The 5,307-nt window shown below is 65.4% G+C and carries 5 protein-coding genes and 1 pseudogene; 2 read left to right on the forward strand and 4 right to left on the reverse strand.

Annotation, left to right across the window (positions count from 1 at the left end; genetic code table 11):
- The 3 genes from JWR98_RS28450 to JWR98_RS28460 form a co-directional block, all read right to left on the reverse strand.
- Positions 1-375: ATP-binding cassette domain-containing protein (locus tag JWR98_RS28450; protein ID WP_205491830.1), on the reverse strand; the 375-nt coding region annotated here is incomplete at its 3' end.
- Complete coding sequence (locus JWR98_RS28455) at positions 372-1,331, reverse strand: YVTN family beta-propeller repeat protein (protein ID WP_078733816.1); 960 nt, start codon at positions 1,329-1,331, stop codon at positions 372-374. The genes JWR98_RS28450 and JWR98_RS28455, both read right to left, overlap by 4 nt.
- A 27-nt stretch (positions 1,332-1,358) precedes the next feature.
- Positions 1,359-2,531: an ABC transporter substrate-binding protein gene (locus JWR98_RS28460; protein WP_078733815.1), complete on the reverse strand. Its 1,173-nt coding sequence runs from the start codon at positions 2,529-2,531 to the stop codon at positions 1,359-1,361.
- A gap of 168 nt (positions 2,532-2,699) precedes the next feature.
- Here JWR98_RS28460 and JWR98_RS28465 point away from each other — a divergent pair, with 168 nt between their 5' ends.
- Positions 2,700-3,962 (forward strand): sensor histidine kinase, encoded by a 1,263-nt coding sequence (locus JWR98_RS28465; protein WP_205491832.1) that lies wholly within the window; start codon positions 2,700-2,702, stop codon positions 3,960-3,962.
- Entirely contained in the window at positions 3,959-4,585 is a 627-nt protein-coding gene (locus JWR98_RS28470) for a response regulator transcription factor (RefSeq protein WP_078733814.1), read from the forward strand. The genes JWR98_RS28465 and JWR98_RS28470 overlap by 4 nt, the downstream gene beginning before the upstream one ends.
- 43 nt (positions 4,586-4,628) lie before the next feature.
- Here the strand turns inward: JWR98_RS28470 and JWR98_RS28475 are convergent.
- A pseudogene (locus tag JWR98_RS28475) lies at positions 4,629-5,272 on the reverse strand (pentapeptide repeat-containing protein).
- Between the last annotated feature and the right edge of the window lie 35 nt (positions 5,273-5,307).

Raw genomic sequence — 5,307 nt, forward strand, 5'->3', positions numbered from 1 at the left:
GGTGAGGGTCTGGCGCGCCAGTTCGGCCTCGACCCGGGCGTCGGTCCGACGCCGCGACAAACCGTGCAGCGCGGCGTGGTAGCGCAGGTTCTGTTCCACGCTCAAGTCCAGGTCCAGGGTGCTTTGCTGGAACACCACGCCCAGTTGGGGGAGGGCGGCACGCGGTGCCTCGCGCAAGGAATGCCCGCCCACGCGGATATCGCCGGTTTGCAGGTCATACAGGCGGGTCAGCAGGGCAATCAATGTCGATTTACCCGCGCCGTTGGGCCCCAGCAATGCCGCAAACTGTCCCGCCGCCAGGCTGAAACTCACCGCGCTCAAGGCCTCGCGCGAGCCGTAGGCGAAACTCAGCGCACGGACCTCCAGGGTACTCATGGCGTCACCACCACGCCCCAGGGGTAGCGCCCGACTTTCACCGACTTGATCACCTTGAGGCTGTCCACGTCGATCACCGACACGTCACCGCTCACGCCGTTGGTGGCCAGCAGTTGTTTCTGGTCCGGCGTGAACGCCATCTGCCACACGCGGCGGCCCACCAGCAGGTAGTCGAGGATCTCGAACGTCTTGGCGTCGATCACCGCCACATGGTTGGCCGGGCCGAGGGCGACAAAACCGTATTTGCCGTCGGCGCTGAGCTTGATGCCTACCGGCTGCACCTTGTCCGGGTGCACGCCTTTGATGGCGAACGTCAGGGTCTTGAGGACCGCGCGGCTGGACACGTCGAGAATGGTCACGGTGCCGCCGATTTCCGCCGACGCCCACAGCTGCGAGCCGTCGTGGTTGAACTCGACAAAGCGTGGGCGCTGGTCCACCAGGGTGCTGTCGGCCAGGGTCTGGGTGCTGGTGTCGATCCAGTGCAGCATGTTCGTGGTTTCGCTGGTGTTCACCGCCCACTTGCCGTCCGGGCTCACCGCCATGCCCTCGGGCTCGACGCCGACGTTGATCTGGCCAAGCACCTTGGCGGTCTCGGTGTCGATCACCGTGACCAGCGCATCGTCTTCGTTGGACACATACAGCCAGCGGTTATTGGGGTGCAGGGCGAACTGCTCGGGGTCTTTGCCGGAGGGCAGTTCCTTGATGATGCTGCGCGTGGCCACGTCCATCACCTGCACGCGGTCCGAGTCGCTGGCACAGATGTACAGCAGCTTGTTGTCATGGGACAGCAGCAGGCCTCGTGGACGCTGGCCGACCTTGAGGGTCTCGGTGACTTGCAGGGTCTGCAGGTCGATCAGGCTCAGGCTGTTGTCTTTCTCGTTGGAGACCCAGGCGGTGCTGGCCACGGCGTGCCCGGCGGCAAGCAGCAGGGCGCATGAGAGCAGGGTGCGGCGCATGGCGGATTCCTTATTATTGTGGGGCGATCAGGGAAAGCGGCAAGTCACCTCGGGCTTGTCATAGCCCAGGCTGTCCATTTCGTTGGTGGGGTGCAGGAAACCGTCCTGGGGTGAGGTGCTGACCAGGGCGCGCGGTTGTACGAGAGGAATCGGTTGGCGCAGCTCGCCGTTCCAGGGTCGGTAGCTGAGCTTGCGGCCCTTGAAACCGTCCAGCGGCAGGTGTTCGCTGAGCGCCAGTTGGCGGATCGCCATGGCATCGGCCTGGCGTAAACGGCTCACCGCGCTGGCGACGCTGCGCACGGCCATCCAGGCGGCGAAGTCGCGGTCGTTCATCCAGCGCCCGGCCAGGGCCTCGAAGCGTTTTTGCAATTGGGCCGCGCCGTAGGTCTCGACGGTTTTGTGCCAGCCGGTGGGCGTGAGGCCCTGGGTACCGGCGACGGGGCGCGGGTACCAGGTTTGATAGGGCACGTACTCGCCGAAGTCGCCGCGCTCGTCGGCCACCAGCACCACATCGTATTCGGTGGTCTGGGTGAACAGCGGCATATCCGCCTGGGCGCTGCGGCGTTGGTCGTTATCGAAACGCCAGGCTTTTTCCGCCACCAGTTGCACGCCGAAGCGTTTGGCGGCGCGGCGCAGGGCGGCGGCATAGGCCTGGTCATCGTCGGTGGGGCCGACGATGAGCAGCGCCTTTTGCCATTTGCGCAGCACCAGAAACTGCGCCAGGGCATCGGCGAGCATCGCGCGGCTGGGCAAGGTATGCAGCACATTGCTCAGGCAGTCGGTGCTGCGCAGGCTGTCGTCGGGGCTGCCGGCGTTGAACAACAGGCTGTCGGGCAGGGCGGCGCTGAGTTGGCGCAGGCTGGCGGCGGGGGCGTTCACCACGAACAGGCGCAGGCCCTGGTCGTGTTGGGCCTTGGCGGCGGCGAGCAGCGCGTCGGCCGTGTCCACCGTGGCGGTGGCCAGGCTGTAGCGTTGATTGAGAAAGGCGCCGGTGCTGTTGCTGTCGATGATCGCCAGTTCGGCGCCGCGTTGCCCGGCATCGGCGGGTTCGGCAATCACATTCGACAGCAGCGGCCCAGGGTCAGGTCGATAGCCCAGGTAGCCGAGCTGCACCTGCAACGGCGTCTCGGCGGCCTGGCCGGTGGTGGCCCAGGCGATCGCCATCAGGCAGACCACGGCATAAGGGGCGAGCTGGCGCATAAGGCACTCCATGACAGGTAGCGCCAGCATAGGAAGCCTTGACGGCGCTGCAAATATGCAGAAAGTACCGCCGGGCCAGTACCAAGGTAGTAGCCCCACGCGCGCCATGCGGTTTTAGCATGGAACACCAGAGGCCCTTTTCACAGGAGTGACACCAGCATGCGCGTCTTGTCGGCCTTGTGGCGGATCAACCTGTGGGTGTGCGGCTTCTTCGTCCTGGTCACCTGCGCCTGCACCGCGCTGTTGTTGCACCAGGCCCTGGCGGACGTGGAGCGCGAGTTGCAGTCGGCCGAAGCGGTGGTGCACTACCTGAGCGAGACCGCCGCGCGCGACCCCGCCAGCCTGCAACCCAAACTCACCGCCAGCCTGCGCCATGTGCGCGTGCGCTGGCTCAAGCCGGGCGAGACCGTGCACACGCCCACGGCGCAGGGCCTGGATGCCTGGCTCGGGCGCCTGTTGTTCGTCGAGGCACGGCGCACGGCCCAGGTGCTGGACTTGCCGGACGGTCGGCGCGTCGCCATCGCGGTCGACCCACGGGATGAAATCGACGAGGTCTGGGACTCTCTGCAGCAACTGCTGGGCCTGTGTGTCATGGCGCTGGCGCTGAGCCTGTTGACCATCCGCTGGGCGGTACGCCGTGGCATGGGCGTGTTGGATGAACTGCTACGCGCCCTGCAACAGGTGTGCGCCGGCCGGCTCAATGTGCGTCTGCGCAGTGAAGGCGCGCCGGAAGCGCGGCAATTGGCGCTGCACTTCAATCGCATGACCCACGCCCTGGAACAGGCCCGCACCGACAACACCCAACTCACCCAAACCTTGCTGGCGGTGCAGGAGCAGGAACGTACCCACCTGGCCCAGACCCTGCACGATGACCTCGGTCAGTACCTGGCCGGTATCCGCGCCCAGGCCTGCCTGTTGCGCCTGGTGGCCGATCAGCCTCAGGTGCTCACGCGCACGGTGGGGCTGCTGGAGGACCACTGCGAACAGTTGCAGCAAGGGTTCCGCGCGCTGGTCCACGACCTTTACCCGGTGGCCCTGCAACACCTGCCGGTGGCCGAGGCGTTCGCCATGCTGGTCACGCAGTGGCAGGCCAGCCACGGCATCCCGTGCCGGTTGCAGGTCAGTAGCGACTTGCCGACGTTATCCGGCGCCAGCAAGACTCACCTGTATCGCCTGCTCCAGGAAGCCCTGACCAACATCCTGCGGCATGCCGACGCCAGCCAGGTGCGCGTGCGTCTGCAGCATCAGGGTTCGCGCCTGCGCCTGTGGGTGCGCGATAACGGGCGCGGCGCGCAGACGCCCCAGCGTCCGGGCGTGGGCCTGTATTCCATGGCTGAACGCGCGCGCTGCCTGGGCGGCGAATTGAAGATCCTCAGCCACCCCGGCGCCGGCTGGGCGTTGGCAGTGAACATGCCGTTGGAGGCCACATGAATATTCTGTTGGTGGATGACCATGCGGTGGTGCGCCAGGGCTACGCCAGCCTGTTGCGCGCATTGCTGCCGGCCATCGAGGTGCGCGAGGCGGCCAGTGGCGAAGAGGCCTTGAGCCGAGTGCAGGAAGCGGTGCCGCACCTGGTGATCATGGACTTCGGCCTGCCGGGCATCAGCGGCCTGGAAACCACCCGCCGCCTGCGCCAGCGTCTGCCGCAGTTGCGCGTGCTGTTTTTCAGCATGCACGATGAATTGCCGCTGGTGCGCCAGGCTCTGGACGCAGGCGCCTCAGGCTACCTGACCAAAAGCTCGGCGCCCGAGGTGTTGATCGAAGCGGTACGGCGCATCCTTGACGGTCACGCCTATATCGAACAGGTATTGGCTACCGAACTGGCCTATACGCCCAGCGACCAACGCTTGCAGGGCATGACGCCGCGCGAGTTGGAAATTTTTCTGATGCTGGCCAGGGGCACGCCGACTCGGGCGATTGCCGACCGGCTGAATATCAGCAGCAAGACCGTGTCCAACCACCTGACCCTGCTCAAGAGCAAGTTGCAGGTGAGTTCCCATGCTGAATTGGTGCATTTGGGGATCGATATGGGGCTGGTGCGGGTGGCTCGATAGGCGGGCCAGTGCAGAACCCCTCTCACATTTGAATGGCGGTGTGCTAACGGTCCCAGGTGGTGGGGCAGTCCGTGCAGCCTTCCATATTGGCGTCCTGAAAGTTCGCATAGTGCTGGCGACTGCCGGTGAGCGTCGCATTTTCCAGGTTGCTCTCACCCAACTTGGCCTCCTGCAAATTCGCATCACTCAGGTCGGCCCCCTGCAAATCCGCCTTGCTCAACCATGTCATTTCCAGATCCGCCGCACGCAGGTTGACCTTGTGCATCTTCGCCCCCGACAGCCGTGCGAATTGCAGGTAGGCCGCGCTGAGGTTGGCGTTTTCAAACTGCGCGCCCTGGGCGAACAGGCCCCAGCCTTGCACCGCCATCAGCGTGGCGCCGCTGAAATCGGCCAGGCGCAGGTTGCTTTGTTGCAGGCTGGCGCGGGTGAGGTTGGCGCCTTGCAGCCGGGCCTTTTCCAGGTTGGCCAGGTCGAGATTGGCGTGGCGCAGATCCGCACCGCGCAGGTCGCGCCGGCCAGGTTCATCTTGCGCAAGTCCTGATTGCGCAGGTTGGCGCCCTGGAGGTTGGCGCCGGGGCATTGGCTGTGTTCGGCGATCGTGCAGCCGTTGATGATGAGGGCGTCGTCGCCATCATCGGCGTGCGCCATGGGCAGGGCGAGTAGGAGTAACAAGGGCAGGTAGTTCATCGTGCAACCTCTGTGATACCTGTGGCGAGGGAGCT

It is taken from the genome of Pseudomonas lactucae (genome assembly GCF_016937615.1).
Classification (GTDB): domain Bacteria; phylum Pseudomonadota; class Gammaproteobacteria; order Pseudomonadales; family Pseudomonadaceae; genus Aquipseudomonas; species Aquipseudomonas lactucae.

What these genes read in the sequence shown, in the direction of transcription:
- JWR98_RS28455 (WP_078733816.1), bottom strand. Translation starts at nt 1,331, where the DNA reads ATGCGCCGCACCCTGCTCTCATGCGCCCTGCTGCTTGCCGCCGGGCAC.
- JWR98_RS28460 (WP_078733815.1), bottom strand. Translation starts at nt 2,531, where the DNA reads ATGCGCCAGCTCGCCCCTTATGCCGTGGTCTGCCTGATGGCGATCGCC.
- JWR98_RS28470 (WP_078733814.1), top strand. Translation starts at nt 3,959, where the DNA reads ATGAATATTCTGTTGGTGGATGACCATGCGGTGGTGCGCCAGGGCTAC.